Genomic DNA, 14,178 nt, shown 5'->3' on the forward strand with positions numbered 1-14,178 from the left:
CTACCAGCATGCCCGCTATAACGGTTGCAGCCGTTCGTGCAGCCGCCCGGTGGCGATCAACTCGAGGAACTCATCGCCCAATCGCTGGCTCTCGGCAATCGCCTTGTACCAATAGCGCTTGCGGCTTGGCGCATCGCCCATGAACCGCTTGAAGTCGTTGCGATCTGGCAGCTTGCCGTAGGGCAGGGCCGCCAGGTAGTGCGCCGAGGGGGTCATCAGCAACACATTCTGCAGCCGCGTGGCATCACCCTTGCGCCAGGGCAGGGCCTTGTCGAACCAGCCAGGCACCACCTTGTCGGTGAAGTGCGGGTAGATCACCAGGTCATCGCCGCGGTAGGGCAGGTCCAGGTGATAGTCGAGCAAGCCGCCGTCACGGTAGGTGCCGCTGCCAGCGCCTGGAATATCACGCACCCCTTGCATGACCATGGGGATCGAACCCGAGGCGAGCAGGGCGTGGCGCAGGTTGGCCAGGTCCAGCGGCAGGTAGCGCGAGGGGAAGTCGGTCAGCTCATCCAGCGGCGGTGGCGAACGCCTGTCATGCAGGATGATCCGTTCGAAATGCCGGCCCAGGCGGGCGCGCCCAAGCAGGTTGCTGGCAATCACCGAAGACAAGCCCACCCCTAGCCGAGCGCGATGGTCGTCGGCCAGCAGGCCGTGGCTTTTCACCACCATGATGTTCAGCCGGTAGTGCGCATTGGCCAGGATCTGCCCATCGTTGCCCTGCAACAGGTCATCGAGCATGCGCTGGCAACTGCGGCTGATCTCGGCGGGCGTCACGCCCTTGGCGAAGTCTTGCTCGGTGTACAGCTCGCCCAGGCGGCGCAGGCCGGCAACCGGGTCATCGAGGCAGGCACTTGCAAAGCGCCAGGAGCCGATCGAAGCGCCAATCAATGCCCGCTGGCGCGGCGCCGAAGGCAGCCACTCACCGAACAACGCGAGGTCCAGCCCCTGGATCCCCAGCGGCTTTGGCCCGCCCGCAGCGCCAGGCACCACGCCCACATCGGCGGCGCGCAGGCCCCGCTCGCGGATCTGTTGCAAGGCACGCTTGCCCGCTTTGAACGTCAGGGCAGGGAACTTGATATGGATGGCGCTCATGCACGACCTCGCGGCTAACAAGCGGGGCATTATAGGGAACCGGCGGCTAACGCGCTGCGCTATCATGGCGCCAGCTGTTTTCAGGTTGAGTTAAGGACCGGTGGTTAATCTTAACCCCGTAGACAAATTACACATCTCGACGGAGAGACCCTCATGAAAACTTTGACTGCCCTGTTCACTGCCGCTGCCCTGGCCTTTGGTGCCAACGTCGCCCTGGCCAAAGACGTCCAGCCTGACGAAGTGGTCAAGCTGGTCAACGCCAAGACCATCATGTCGCTGGACGAATTGAAGGCCAAGGCGGTCGCCAAGCACCCAGGCGCCACCGTCACCGATTCGGAACTCGAAGACGAGTACGGCCGCTACATCTATAAGGTCGAGCTGCGTGATGCGCAGAACGTCGAGTGGGACGTGGACCTCGACGCCAAGACCGGTGAAGTACTCAAGGACGCTCGGGATAACTGATGAACCCTGTACCGCGAACGGCGCGCTACCTCGCCCTTGCGCTGATGACCGTCTGTTCGCTGGCCGTGGCCCGTGACCTTGACCAGGATGAAGCCCTTGAGCTGCGGCAAAAGGGCATCATCCTGCCGCTTGAGCAACTGCTCGAGTCCGCCCTGGGGCGTTACCCCGGGGCGCGGCTGTTGGAAGCGGAGCTGGAAGAAAAGCACAACCGTTACGAGTATGAAGTCGAGTTGCTGACCCCTGCCGGCGTAGTGCGCGAGATCAAGCTGGACGCCCGCAGTGGCGTGCTGCTCAAAGACGAGGAAGACGACTGAATGCGCCTGCTGCTTGTCGAGGACAATGTCCCCCTGGCGGACGAACTGACGGTGGGCCTGCAACGCCAGGGCTATGCCGTGGACTGGCTGGCCGATGGCCGCGATGCGGTGTACCAGGGCCAAAGCGAACCCTATGACCTGATCATCCTCGACCTGGGCTTGCCCGGGCTGCCGGGGTTGCAGGTGTTGGCCCAATGGCGCGCGGCAGGCCTGGCCACCCCGGTATTGATCCTCACCGCGCGCGGCTCCTGGGCCGAACGCATCGAAGGGCTCAAAGCCGGGGCCGACGATTACTTGAGCAAACCGTTCCACCCCGAAGAGCTGCAACTGCGCATCCAGGCTTTGCTGCGCCGTGCGCGTGGCCTGGCCAACCAGCCGAAACTGGAAGCTGCCGGGCTGCACCTGGATGAGGGGCGGCAATGCGTCAGCCGCGAAGGCGTCGACATCCAGCTGACCGCGGCCGAGTTTCGCCTGCTGCGTTACTTCATGCTGCATCCGGGGCAGGTGTTGTCCAAGAGCCACCTGGCCGAGCACTTGTATGACGGCGAGACCGAGCGCGATTCCAACGTGCTCGAAGTGCACGTCAATCACCTGCGGCGCAAACTCGGGCGCAGCGTGATCGAGACCCGTCGCGGCCAGGGCTACGTCTACGCGGGAAGCAGCCAGTGAAGTCGATTCAGGCGCGCCTGAGCCTGGGCCTGGTCGCGGTGCTGGTGGTGGTCGGCCTGGCCTTGGCCCAGTTGACTTTGTGGCTGTTCGAGGTGGGCCTGCAACGCTACCTGGAAACCGGCCTGCGCAAGGAAAGCGAGAACCTGCTGGTAGCCATGGTGCGCGGCCCCAATGGCCTGCAGCTGGACGAGCGACGGGTGTCTGCCGCTTACCAGCGGCCCTTCTCTGGCTATTACTTTCGCATCGACTTCGACAAGGGCACCTGGCGCTCACGTTCGCTGTGGGACCTGGACATGCCCAAGCCGTCCAAGCCCGGCCTGGAAGACAGCCATGAGCTAGGGCCCGAAGGCCAGCAGCTGCTGGCATTTCGCGCCGATTACCGGCGCCTGGGTCAGGACATCTCGATCAGCGTCGCCCAAGACTATTCACCCGTGCGCGATGGCTTTCGCCGGATGCAACAGATTGGTCTAGGCATGGGCCTGGTGGCGCTGGTGCTGGTGCTGGTGTTGCAGCGCATCACCGTGACCCGCTCGCTGCGCCCACTGGAGCGCGCCCGCCAGCAGATCGCCCAGTTGCAGCAAGGCCAGCGCTCACAGCTGGATGCCGAGGTGCCCAGTGAGTTGCAACCGCTGGTGGATCAGGTCAACCATTTGCTGGCGCACACTGAAGACAGCCTGCGACGCTCGCGCAATGCCCTGGGCAACCTCGGCCACGCACTGAAAACGCCGCTGGCGGTATTGATCAGCCTGGCCTCCAGTGAACGGCTCAAGGATCTGCCTGAGGTGCAGGCGCAGATGCGTGAGCAGCTGGAACAGATCCAGCAACGCCTGACCCGCGAACTGAACCGCGCCCGGCTGGCCGGCGATGCGCTGCCGGGCGCGCAGTTCGACTGTGATGCAGAACTGCCGGCGCTGCTGGCAACCTTGGGCATGATCCATGGCGAGGGGCTGTTGCTTGAGCACGATGTCGCACCGGGGTTGCTGCTACCGTGGGATCGCGAAGATTTGCTGGAGCTGCTCGGTAATCTGTTGGACAACGCCTGCAAATGGGCCGACAGCGAAGTGCGTCTTGGCATTGCCCAGATGGGCGATGGCTATCAGCTGTGGGTCGACGATGACGGCCCGGGGATTCCCGAAGCGAACCGCATGCAGGTGCTTGAACGCGGATCGCGGCTCGACGAGCAGGTCGATGGGCATGGCCTGGGCCTTGGCATCGTGCGCGATATCGTCGAGGCCTGGGGCGGGCGCATCGCCTTGCTGCAAAGCTCCCTGGGCGGGTTGCGGGTAAGCATCGAGCTGCCGCGCAAGGGGCGCTGAATTTCGTCGTTCGCTGGGGCCTCATCGCGGGCCAAGCCCGCTCCCACGCCATCGTCGAGCTATCCGCACATTCGTGGGAGCGGGCTTGCCCCGCGATGAGGCCGGCCCTGCCAGCCCACGTCCCACCCTGCAAAAATATTGCAGCTCAAGCGCATTTTTTTGAATTGGCCCCAAAACGGTGCGCCCGGCACAATCCCTGCCACGAAACTTACCAGTTTCCATCTCCACGGACGGAGCCTCTTAGCGATTGCATCTGCAATACAGGGCCCAGGCCAATTGCGGCTGGGCTTTCTTTTTAAAAAAAGACATAACCCATCAACCCCTGGAACACGATCAACTGCCCGATGTCTGCCTCGCGTCCTGAAAGTCGATTGCAGCGCCTGTTGCCGGCGCCTCTGAATATCCCCCGCAAAGAATGGCTGCGTGCCGGCCTCGGCGCACTACTTGGCCTGTTCCTGGCCGGTTGGTTGTGCAGCCTGGCCTACGGCCCCTCCATCGCGTTACACCTGCTCGGCCCCCTGGCCGCCACTGCGGTGCTGGTGTTCGCCGTGCACTCCGGACCGTTGGCGCAACCCTGGCCGGTGCTGGGCAGCTACGCCCTGGCCGGTGCAGTGGGCCTGGCGATGCGCCATGGTTTTGGTAGCGAGCTGTGGGTCGCTGGCGCCGCCCTGGGCATCTCGATCCTGATGATGTGCCTGCTGCGCTGTCTGCATCCACCCGGTGGTGGCGTGGCGGTCAGTGCGGTGTTGGCCGACTCAGGGCTGGTCGCGCTGGGCGATCACCTGCTTGAGCCGATCATGCTCAACGCGCTGATCCTGATCACGGTTGCGGTGCTCTACAACCGCCTGACCGGCGTGCGCTACCCCAAAGGCCCGTTGCCGCGCAAAGACCTGCATCACACCCACGATCCATTGCCCAGCGAGCGCGTCGGTATCAACAGCGCCGACCTCGACCAGGCCCTGGAAGAGATCGGCGAATTCGTCGACGTCACCCGCGACGAGCTGGAGCGGATCATCCTCGCCACCGAGCAACATGCCTTGCAGCGCAGTCTGGGCGGGATCACCGCCGCCTCGGTGATGTCGCGGGATATCCAATTCGCCAGCAAGCACACCACCTTGGAGCAAGCCTGGAAGATGCTCGCCAGCCATCACCTCAAGACCCTGCCAGTGCTTGATCAAGGCCGCCTGGTGGGCATCGTCAGCCTTAGCGACCTGGTAGGCCCGGCCATGGCTCGGGGGCGTTTCAGCTGGCGCGGCGTGCTGCGGCGCAAGCCGGTGCTGATGGAGCAGGTGATGAGTCGGCGGGTGGTCAGCGTCAGCAGCCAGCACCCGCTGGAGCGGCTGTTGCCGCTGCTCAGCGAGCAGGGCCTGCACTGCCTGCCGGTGCTCGATGGCGACAGCCTGGTCGGGGTCATCACCCAGAGCGACCTGATCGCCGGGCTCAAGCGGCACTTGCTCAACGCCGCTGCGCTGAAATCAGATGATCGGGTCCCAGCGCTGTGACCAATCGCTGGCGCCGGCGGCGACTTGCCGGCGCAGCACGCTGAAGGCCTGCTGCAAGGCCTCGCTGTCTCGTTTACGGGCATACACCAGGAAGGTCGGGTAGGTGAACTCCGGCGCTTGCGGCACCCGCTCGAACACGCCGCTGTCCAGGTACGCCTGGACCACGCGGGTGCGGAAATAGCCGCTGCCGCCCTGGTCGAGAATGAACTGCAAGGCCAGTGGGCCGAGGTTGAAGCTCAGTGCCGCGCGGGCACAGTCGGGCAGGGCGGCGTCGTGCTGGCGGCGAAAGGCTTCGCCCCAGTCGATATAGATGTAAGGCTCAGGCAGATCGACGCGGCGGATGCGGATCAGCTTTTCTTCCATCAACTGCTCGACCTGCAGGCCCGGCCCGTAGGTCGGCTGATAGACCAATGCGGCGTCCAGCAGGCCCATCTCCACTTTGCGCAACAGCGCCTCGCCGTCGCTGACCTCGCTGCGAATCGCGTGACTCGGCAGCTCGCGGTGCAGGGCGCTGACCCAGTCGAGCAGCATCGGATTACCCAGGCTCACCTCACCCCCGAGATGCAGCACTTGCTGGCAGCCCTGCGGCAGCGGCAGGTCGCGGCGCGCCGCCTCCCACGTCTCGACCAGCTGGTTGGCATAGGTGACGAACGCTTCGCCGTCGCTGGTCAAGCTGGCGCCGCTGCGGCTACGCACGAACAGTTGGCAGCCCAGTTGCTGCTCGAGGCGCTGGACTCGGGCGGTAATCGCCGTTTGCGAGACGAACAGGCGCTCGGCGGCAGCCACCAGGCTGCCGCAACGGACGATTTCCAGGAAGGTACGGGCCTGATCGATGTCCATGGCTGCGCTCGTTGAGGTAGGTGGCGGGTATTCTAGAGGCTTCGCACCGGGTTGGGGCAGTGCCGCTCAATGCGCCAGTAGCGCCAGCAGTTCGCTGAAGCTTGGGCGCTGGGCGACGTCGGCCTGCTGGCAGTGCTCGGCCAATGCCTGCAGCTGCTCATCGGGCTGCGCGCAGTGCGCCAGCAGTTCGCTCAGAAGAATGCCGAAGGCGCGTACTTCCAAACGCTGCAAAAGGACGGCGGCAGGCTGCTCGGCTGTTGGGTGGAAAGAGGCCGCGCCGAAGTCGCCGAGCAGGCACTGGCCGTGGTCATCGCAGAGGATGTTGTGGGCATACAGGTCGCCATGGCTCAGGCCACGGGCGTGCAGGTGCGCGCAGACCGAGGCGATGCCCAAGGCCAGGCGGCGCAGCGCCGTGGGCGATAAACGGCGTGCGTCCGGATACTGGTCGCGGGTGCAGCTGGCCAGGCTCGGCGGCCCGGCGAGGTTGTGCCAATGGGCGGGGATCAACTGCATTGCCAGGGCCGGTAACCGCTGCGGATGGTCGTCGATGCGTCCGGCCAGGCGCACCAGTTGCGGGTGATCACCGGCAGCGATGCAGGCGCTCATTTCCGCCAGGGGTGAGCCGTCGCTGGTAATCGCCCCTTTGTACAGTTTGACCGCCAGTGGCGCGTCCTGGCCACGCCAGTGCGCCAGGTGGATCAAGCCGGAAGCGCCGCGACCGAGCTCAGCCCCAAGCTCGATGTCTTGCCAGGCTATGCTCGGGCACGGGGCATCGACAGGGGGCGCGACAAAGCCCTCCGGCAGTGGGTTACCGGCATAGGCCAACCAGGCCAGGCGCGGCATGTGCAGCAGCCAGTCGGGCAGGCTGGTGAGACGATTGCTGGCGATACGCAACAACTCCAGCCGTTGGCAATCAGCCAGGCTTGCCGGCAGGGCGCTCAGGCGATTGCCGGTCAGCATCAGCTTTTGCAACTGATGGCATTGGCCCAGGCTGTCTGGCAAGCGTTCAAGCGCGTTGTCCGTGAGGATCAGCGCACGCACGCTGGGCGGCAGCGCGGCGCCGCTTACCTCGCTGAGCTGATTGCTCCTAAAGCCAATGGTCTCAAGCTTCGCGCAGCGTCCCAGTGCCACGGGCAGGTGGGTGAAGCGGTTGTTGGAGCAGAACAGCACCTTGAGCCGGGTCAGCCGATGCAGATCCTCGGGCAGCGTGCTCAGGGCATTGCCGCTCAGATCGAGTATTTCCAGGCTCTCGGCCAGCGCGAAGATTTCCTCGGGGAACTGCTCGAGGCCTTGCTTGAGGTTGAGGCGGGTGATGCCGCGCAGGCGGCCGGCTTTGAGGTCGTCGAGGCTATGCATGGGGCAGTGGCACGGGTGCTGGGGCAGGGCCCGGCATGATACCGGCAAATTCACCCTGGGCGTGGCGCCGGGTCTGCGAATTTGCAGGTCGGTTATGGACTTTCGTCCCATGGCAGGCGCGTGCTGGCGGTCCATACTGAAAGCTCGCCCTTCAATAACAACAAGTATTTAGGTTGCGACCGACATGACTTACCAGCACAGCTACGCCCGTTCCATTGCCGATCCCGTGGCCTTCTGGGCCGAGCAGGCCGAGCATTTGGCCTGGTATCGCAAGCCTTTGCAGACCCTGCAAGACAACCCCGACGGTACCCACCGCTGGTTCGCCGATGGCCGCCTCAATAGCTGCTACCTGGCGCTCGATCATCAGATCGAGCAGGGCCGCGGCGAGCAGACCGCGCTAATCTACGACTCGCCAGTGACCGGCGTGCAGCAGCGCTTCAGCTACCAGCAGCTATGCGATGAAGTGGCGCGCCTGGCCGGGCTGTTGCGCGAGTTGGGCGTGCGCAAGGGCGATGGGGTGATCATCTACATGCCCATGGTGCCCCAGGCGGCGATGGCCATGCTGGCCTGTGCGCGGATTGGCGCGGTGCATTCGGTGGTGTTCGGTGGCTTTGCCGCCAACGAGCTGGCGCTGCGCATCGACGATGCCCGGCCGACGCTGCTGCTCACCGCCTCATGCGGGCTGGAGTTCGAGCGGGTGATCGAATACAAACCGCTGGTCGACCGCGCGCTGCAGCTGGCCGCGCATCAGCCCAAGCAGGTGCTGGTGCTGCAGCGACCGCAGGCACGCGCTGAACTGCAAGTCGGGCGAGACCTCGACTGGAATCAAGCGCTGGCCAACGCCCAGCCCGTGCCACCGGTCGAGCTGGATGCGGGCGATCCGCTGTACATCATGTACACCTCCGGTACCACCGGCAAACCCAAGGGCATCGTGCGCGAGAACGGCGGCAACGCGGTGGCCCTGAGCTTTGCCATGCGCCATATCTATGGCATGCAGGCCGGCGATGTCTGGTGGGGGATCTCCGACGTGGGCTGGGTGGTCGGCCACTCGCTGATCGTCTATGGGCCATTGATGAACGGCTGCACCACGGTGTTCTACGAAGGCAAGCCGATCCGTACCCCCGATGCCTCGGCGTATTGGCGGGTAGTCGAGCAGTACCAGGTCAATGCGCTGTTCTGCGCGCCCACTGCCATGCGTGCGATTCGCAAGGAAGACCCCGATGGCGAACTGATCGCCCGGCATGACTTGAGCTCGTTGCGCCAGTTGTTCCTGGCAGGGGAGAAGCTCGACTCCAGCACCCATCAATGGTTGGAGCGGGTCAGCGGCAAGCCGGTGCACGATCACTGGTGGCAGACCGAAACCGGCTGGCCGGTCACCGCGCCTTGTGTCGGCCTTGAGGGCAGCGCCGCCCGGCCTGGGTCGAGTAATCGCGCCGTGCCCGGTTATCACGTGCAGGTGCTGGATGACGACGGCCAATTGCTGGGGGCCAACCAGCAAGGCGCGATCGTGATCGCATTACCGCTGCCACCCGGTTGCAGCCAGACCCTGTGGGGTGATCATGAGCGCTATCTGCAGGCTTATCTGCACACCTATCCGGGCTACTACCACACCGGCGACGGCGGGTATCTGGATGACGATGGCTTCGTCTACATCATGGGCCGCACTGACGATGTGATTAACGTCTCCGGGCACAGGCTGTCGACTGGCGAAATGGAGGACTTGGTGGCACGCCATCGAGCAGTGGCCGAATGCGCGGTGATCGGCGTGCATGACGAGATCAAAGGGCAGGTGCCGTTGGCACTGGTGGTGCTCAAGGATGGCGAAGGGATTGGCGAGCAGCAATTGCAGAAGGACCTGGTGGCCAGCGTGCGCGAACATATCGGCGCGTTGGCCTGTTTTAGCCAGGTGCGCTTGGTCAAGCGTTTGCCCAAGACTCGCTCGGGCAAGATCCTGCGGGCCGTGTTGCGCAAGATTGCCGATGGCCAGGATTATGTGCCGCCTTCGACCTTGGATGATCCGGCGGTGCTTGGCGAGATTGAAGGGGTGCTGGCGGATTTGCCCAGGGCTGGCTGATGCGGCAGCGCTGATATCGCTATCGCGGGGCAAGCCCGCTCCCACGCCACCCGCGATAGCGTCAGTTCGTCCTCCACGCCACCCGAGATAGCGCCTCCACGCCATCTGTGAACATTGCGCTATTGTGGGAGCGGGCTTGCCCCGCGATAGCGTCGGTTCAGTCCAAGCGCGTTACCGGCCCAACCTGATGCAACTGCCCCAAGCGACTGCGCGTACGCATCAGATCAGCAATCGCCCCACCCAGACTTTCCGCCAGCGGCCGCCGCGCAATCACCACCAGCTCGCAGTCCTGGTCATACAACACATCTACCAGGTTGACGAAGCGCTGCTGCGCCGCCAGCGAGCACTCGGCCAGGTCATCCAGACCTGCGATCACCCAGCGTTCATAACGCCCAGCCAGGTGCAGATAATCGATCACCGCCGTCGCCTGCTCGCACAAATCGGCAAAGCCAAACATCACTTGTCGCTCATCGCTGGCCAGTGCGCGCAGCGGACGCTGGTTCACCTCCAGCATGATCGGTTCGGTAGCGGGCACCAGCAGCCCCTGCAACTGCTGCGCATCACCCGGCCACACGTAGTGGCCTTGGGTAAAGCGCTGGTGCGCGCGGTTGGCGGGCAGGCTCCGAAAATCGGTATCGCCGCCCACTTCGAGCACGTGCATGCGGCCGTTGATCAAGCGGATCACCGGCAGAAAACGCTCGTGATACAACGGATTGGGCAGCAGCCCCTCAGGGGCATAGTTGGACGTCAGGAGGACAAAAATCCCCCGCTCGAACAGCGCCGTGAACAGCCGGGTCAGCAACATGGCATCGCCAATGTCATGCACATGGAACTCATCGAAGCACAGCACGCGACACTCGCCGATCAACTCATCGAGGGTCGCGCCCAAGGCATCGTCCAGCGCCCGGTGGCGATGCATGCCCTGGTGCAGGCGAGCGAAGAAGTCATGAAAGTGCAGGCGACGCTTGGCCTCTACTGCAAGCGCCTGGAAAAAACCATCGAGCAGCCAGCTTTTGCCCCGCCCAACCGCGCCATGCAGGTACAGGCTGCGTGCCTGGCCTTGCTCCAGCAATGCCAACTGCTCGGCCATGCAGGCAATTACCCGGCGCTGGCCGGCGCTCAGGGTGTAGCCACGTTCGCGGGCTTTATCCTCGAAGCTGGCCAGCAGCGCGCCGTCGGCGCGCGCATCGCTGCGCAGGCGCTGGTGCAGGTGGCGCAGCGGCGTAGGGATCCAGGCGGACAAAGCGAAAGCTCCTCGAAGAACAGGGCAGGGCGCAGCATGCGCGAGGGCGGCTATTTTGACCAATAGATAAACAGGCAGGCAACGATCACCTTATGCGATAGCTCCGATACTGGGCGGATACCGGTCAACGTCGCTGGTCAGCTGACCCTGCTTGGTGCTTTGTGGATGCGCGCACGCCGGCGATGCTCGAGCAGTCTCGCGACTCAGCTTTTGCGTTCGAGTTGCCGTTCGATCATGTACTTGACCGCCAGGCGGCGCTCCTTGAGGCGATGCAGATCGTCATCGTTGGCGATGCCCGCCGAGATCGCTTCTGCGGCCAGCACCTGATTGTCGATATCGATGTACTCGTCGAGCAGGCGATCGAGCTTCGGGTCTTGCTGGCGGCGTTGCTGGACGATCTCGCGCGGGTAGTGCAGGTCCTGGTACAGGTCATGGGAAACTGGCATGGCGCCCTCCTTGTGATGCGCTGATATGGCTTATCTGATTGGAAGGGGGCGAGGCGATTGTGTTGAGGCAGCGTTGGGAAATTACGACGGATGGTCGAGAGGTGCCTGCACGATCACCGCGCTACCCGTGGGAGCGCGCTTGCATCGGATGAGGCTCACACAGCTCGCCAATGACTAACCTGCTGTTTTCCGGCAATTTTTTTTTAAAAAAAACTTCCCACATCGAACGTTTGTTGTTAAAGTGCCGCGCATTCCCCGACAGCAACCCATGTTGTCATCCAAGGGGAGTTGTCAGAACGACAGTGCCCAGCACTCGTCGCATCCGATACAGGGGCGTCGCCAAGCGGTAAGGCAGCAGGTTTTGATCCTGCCATGCGTTGGTTCGAATCCAGCCGCCCCTGCCATTTTCCTCCTCGCTTTACCCTCCAACACTCTCCCGCTTTCTTCGTTTGAAAAACGGCCGAGCTTCCTGCTCAGACCGCTCCCAACAGATCGTTCAATGCCTGCGCCAGTACTTGCGCCTGCACCGGTTTCTGGATCACCAGGCTATCGGCCAACTCCAGGCCTTGCAGCTCGGCATAGCCGGTCAGGATCACCACCGGCAGCTTGGGAAAACGCGTGCGCGCTGCCAAGGCCAACTGCGCGCCATTGAATTCGGGCATGGCGAAGTCGGTCAGCAGCAGGTCGATGTGCTCATCGAGCAGCACCAAGGCCTGCTCGCCGCTATGCGCCTGGCGCACCTGATAGCCGTGCAGGCGCAACACATCGCCAATCATGTCGCGTACCAGGTGATCATCGTCGACCAGCAACACGGTGCGATCGCGCCCCTCGGCCGCCAGCGGCTGCGCTTGATTGACCACTGCCGCTTCAAGCACGTACGGCTGCTTGACCGCCGGCAGGTAGACCGACACCAGCGTGCCATGCCCCGGTGCGGTATCGATGCGCACACCGCCACCGGATTGTTTGGCAAAGCCGAACACCTGGGCCAGGCCCAGCCCTGAACCCTTGCCGATGTCCTTGGTGGTGAAGAACGGTTCGAATACCTTGCCCACCACGTCCTCGCTCATGCCGCAGCCGGTGTCGCGGATCGACAGCGAAACGTACTCGCCAGGCTCGGGGTCCTCCGGTCGCTGCGGGCGGGCCAGCACCTGGGTGTTGCGCGTGGTCAGGGTCAATTGGCCGCCGTCGGGCATGGCGTCGCGGGCGTTGATCGCCAGGTTGAGGATGATCATTTCGGTTTGGGTCGGATCGGTCAGCGCTTGCCAGAGGCTGTCGTCCAGGTCCAGGCGCACCGAAATGTTGCCACCCAGGGTGCGGCGCAGCAGCTCCTCAAGGCCGGCCAAGGTCTGGTTGAGGTTCAGCGGCACCGGCTCCAGGCGCTGGCGGCGGGAGAACGCCAGCAATTGCGAGGTCAGCTTGGCGCCGCGCTCGCCCGCTTCGCGGATGTGTTGCAGACGGCTGCGGGCCTTCTCGTAGTTTGCCTTGTCCAGGTCGCGTTCAAGGAAGCTGGCGCCGGTGAGGATCACCGTCAGCAGGTTATTGAAATCGTGCGCCACGCCTGCGGTGAGCTGGCCAACCGCTTCCAGGCGCTGCATCTGTTGCAGCGCCGCTTCGATTCGTTCGCGCTCATCGATCTGCTCACGCAGGCGGGCGTTGGCCTCGGCCAGGCCCAGGGACGATTCACGCTCGCTGGTAATGTCGCGCGCCACTACGTAGAGCAGGGTGTCTTCCGGCACCACCACCCACGACAACCAACGCTGCTGGCCACTGGCATGCTGGATGCGGCCCACGAAGCGCGCACTGGTGCGGCCATGGGCGAGGGCCGCCAGTTCGGCAAGAAACGACTCCTGATCCTGCTCGGGCAACAGGTGCAGCAGCGAGGTCTGGCTCAGGCGCTCGCGCGAGATGCCCAGGCTGGCTTCCCAGGCAGGGTTGAGCGCGACGGGGGTGAGGTCTTTGTTAAGCACCGCGAGCAAATCCTGGGACAACTCCCAGGCGCGGTCGCGTTCGCGGGTGCGTCGCTCGACGCGCTCACCGAGCATCTCGTTGAGCTGTTTCAGCGCCTGGGTGGCCTGGCGCTGTTGCTGGATGTCCTGCAGCACGCCGGAGAACCGCACGCAGCGCTCTTCGACAAACTGACACTGGCCGCTGCTGAGCAACCAGCGTGGCTCCAGGCCGTTGGCCTGGGCGATACGAAACTCAACCCGGTAGCGGCCATCGCTGGTGGGCAGCATGGCTTGCTCGACCGCGTTGCGAACCATTTCCCGGTCATCGGGATAGATGCCCGCGTAGAACACATCCAGGCTCATCTCGGTATCGGTGGGCAGGCCAAACAGGGTCTTGCAGCGGTCGTCCCACAGCAGCAGGCCGTCTTCGGGGCGAAAGTCCCAGGTGCCCATGCCGGCGGCATCGATGGCAATCCGTGCGCGCGCCTCGACATCGGCCAAGGCCTCTTCGGCGCGGCGCCGACGCTGGCGCTCTTGCACTTCGGTGAGTGCCCGGCGCACAGCTTTGGGCAGCAGCGGCAGGTTCTTTTTCAGCACGTAGTCGGTGGCGCCGAGGCGGATCATCTCCACCGCGTGCTCTTCGCCGTAAATGCCCGACAGGAAGATGAACGGCACATCCGGTGCCAGGCGCTGGGCAATCGCCAGCACCTCGGTGCCGGAGGAGCCGGGCAGCACGCAGTCACACAGGATCAGGTCGAAGCTGGCTTCACGCAGCGCGTGCTCGACGCCGACATGGTCGAACACCAACTGCGACTGAATCTGCAGGCCGCTGCGCTCCAGACGCAGCAAGCTCAGCTCGGCGTCCATCGAGCTGTCTTCGACCATCAGCAGTTTCAGCGGGCTGGGCAGCATCGG

General features: G+C 64.1%; 12 protein-coding genes and 1 tRNA gene. 7 read left to right on the forward strand and 6 right to left on the reverse strand.

The window, feature by feature from the left end; translation table 11 throughout:
- Positions 1 to 15: 15 nt before the first annotated feature.
- Complete coding sequence (locus ACI2JX_RS03010; RefSeq protein ID WP_264233089.1) at positions 16 to 1,095, reverse strand: patatin-like phospholipase family protein; 1,080 nt, start codon at positions 1,093 to 1,095, stop codon at positions 16 to 18.
- A gap of 153 nt (positions 1,096 to 1,248) precedes the next feature.
- Here ACI2JX_RS03010 and ACI2JX_RS03015 point away from each other — a divergent pair, with 153 nt between their 5' ends.
- The 5 genes from ACI2JX_RS03015 to ACI2JX_RS03035 all read left to right on the forward strand — a co-directional run bounded on the left by ACI2JX_RS03015 (position 1,249) and on the right by ACI2JX_RS03035 (position 5,358).
- Positions 1,249 to 1,557 carry a PepSY domain-containing protein gene (locus ACI2JX_RS03015; RefSeq protein ID WP_186554866.1) on the forward strand — a complete coding sequence of 103 codons (309 nt, stop codon included), beginning with the start codon at positions 1,249 to 1,251 and terminating at the stop codon, positions 1,555 to 1,557.
- The gene (locus tag ACI2JX_RS03020; protein WP_186554865.1) at positions 1,557 to 1,871 is read left to right on the forward strand and encodes a PepSY domain-containing protein; all 315 of its coding nucleotides are present in this window, start codon (positions 1,557 to 1,559) and stop codon (positions 1,869 to 1,871) included. Before ACI2JX_RS03015 ends, ACI2JX_RS03020 begins: the two co-directional genes overlap by 1 nt.
- Positions 1,872 to 2,540, forward strand: coding sequence for a response regulator transcription factor (locus ACI2JX_RS03025; protein WP_264233090.1), 669 nt, complete (start codon positions 1,872 to 1,874; stop codon positions 2,538 to 2,540).
- Complete coding sequence (locus ACI2JX_RS03030; protein WP_404689337.1) at positions 2,537 to 3,856, forward strand: sensor histidine kinase; 1,320 nt, start codon at positions 2,537 to 2,539, stop codon at positions 3,854 to 3,856. The genes ACI2JX_RS03025 and ACI2JX_RS03030 overlap by 4 nt, the downstream gene beginning before the upstream one ends.
- 344 nt (positions 3,857 to 4,200) lie before the next feature.
- Complete coding sequence (locus tag ACI2JX_RS03035; protein WP_264233092.1) at positions 4,201 to 5,358, forward strand: HPP family protein; 1,158 nt, start codon at positions 4,201 to 4,203, stop codon at positions 5,356 to 5,358.
- On the opposite strand, the gene ACI2JX_RS03040 is transcribed toward ACI2JX_RS03035, so the two are convergent.
- Positions 5,332 to 6,198 (reverse strand): LysR family transcriptional regulator, encoded by an 867-nt coding sequence (locus ACI2JX_RS03040; RefSeq protein WP_404689338.1) that lies wholly within the window; start codon positions 6,196 to 6,198, stop codon positions 5,332 to 5,334. The genes ACI2JX_RS03035 and ACI2JX_RS03040 overlap by 27 nt on opposite strands.
- 66 nt (positions 6,199 to 6,264) lie before the next feature.
- Positions 6,265 to 7,554, reverse strand: a complete 1,290-nt coding sequence (locus ACI2JX_RS03045; protein ID WP_404689339.1) for a leucine-rich repeat-containing protein kinase family protein — start codon at positions 7,552 to 7,554, stop codon at positions 6,265 to 6,267.
- A gap of 184 nt (positions 7,555 to 7,738) precedes the next feature.
- On the opposite strand from ACI2JX_RS03045, the gene ACI2JX_RS03050 reads away from it, so the two are divergent.
- Complete coding sequence (locus tag ACI2JX_RS03050) at positions 7,739 to 9,628, forward strand: propionyl-CoA synthetase (RefSeq protein ID WP_404689340.1); 1,890 nt, start codon at positions 7,739 to 7,741, stop codon at positions 9,626 to 9,628.
- A gap of 157 nt (positions 9,629 to 9,785) precedes the next feature.
- Here the strand turns inward: ACI2JX_RS03050 and zapE are convergent, their stop codons facing one another.
- Both zapE and ACI2JX_RS03060 read right to left on the reverse strand, forming a co-directional pair.
- Positions 9,786 to 10,871: a cell division protein ZapE gene (gene zapE, locus ACI2JX_RS03055; protein ID WP_404689341.1), complete on the reverse strand. Its 1,086-nt coding sequence runs from the start codon at positions 10,869 to 10,871 to the stop codon at positions 9,786 to 9,788.
- A 203-nt stretch (positions 10,872 to 11,074) separates the two neighbouring features.
- A complete protein-coding gene (locus tag ACI2JX_RS03060; RefSeq protein WP_264233096.1) occupies positions 11,075 to 11,317 on the reverse strand; it encodes a DUF465 domain-containing protein in 243 nt (80 codons plus the stop codon).
- A 329-nt stretch (positions 11,318 to 11,646) separates the two neighbouring features.
- Here ACI2JX_RS03060 and ACI2JX_RS03065 point away from each other — a divergent pair.
- A tRNA-Gln gene (locus ACI2JX_RS03065) sits at positions 11,647 to 11,721 on the forward strand.
- A gap of 69 nt (positions 11,722 to 11,790) precedes the next feature.
- Here ACI2JX_RS03065 and ACI2JX_RS03070 read toward each other — a convergent pair.
- Positions 11,791 to 14,175, reverse strand: a complete 2,385-nt coding sequence (locus ACI2JX_RS03070) for a hybrid sensor histidine kinase/response regulator (protein WP_186554856.1) — start codon at positions 14,173 to 14,175, stop codon at positions 11,791 to 11,793.
- Positions 14,176 to 14,178 lie beyond the last annotated feature (3 nt).

This window comes from Pseudomonas sp. NPDC088890, assembly GCF_044900155.1.
Classification (GTDB): domain Bacteria; phylum Pseudomonadota; class Gammaproteobacteria; order Pseudomonadales; family Pseudomonadaceae; genus Aquipseudomonas; species Aquipseudomonas urmiensis.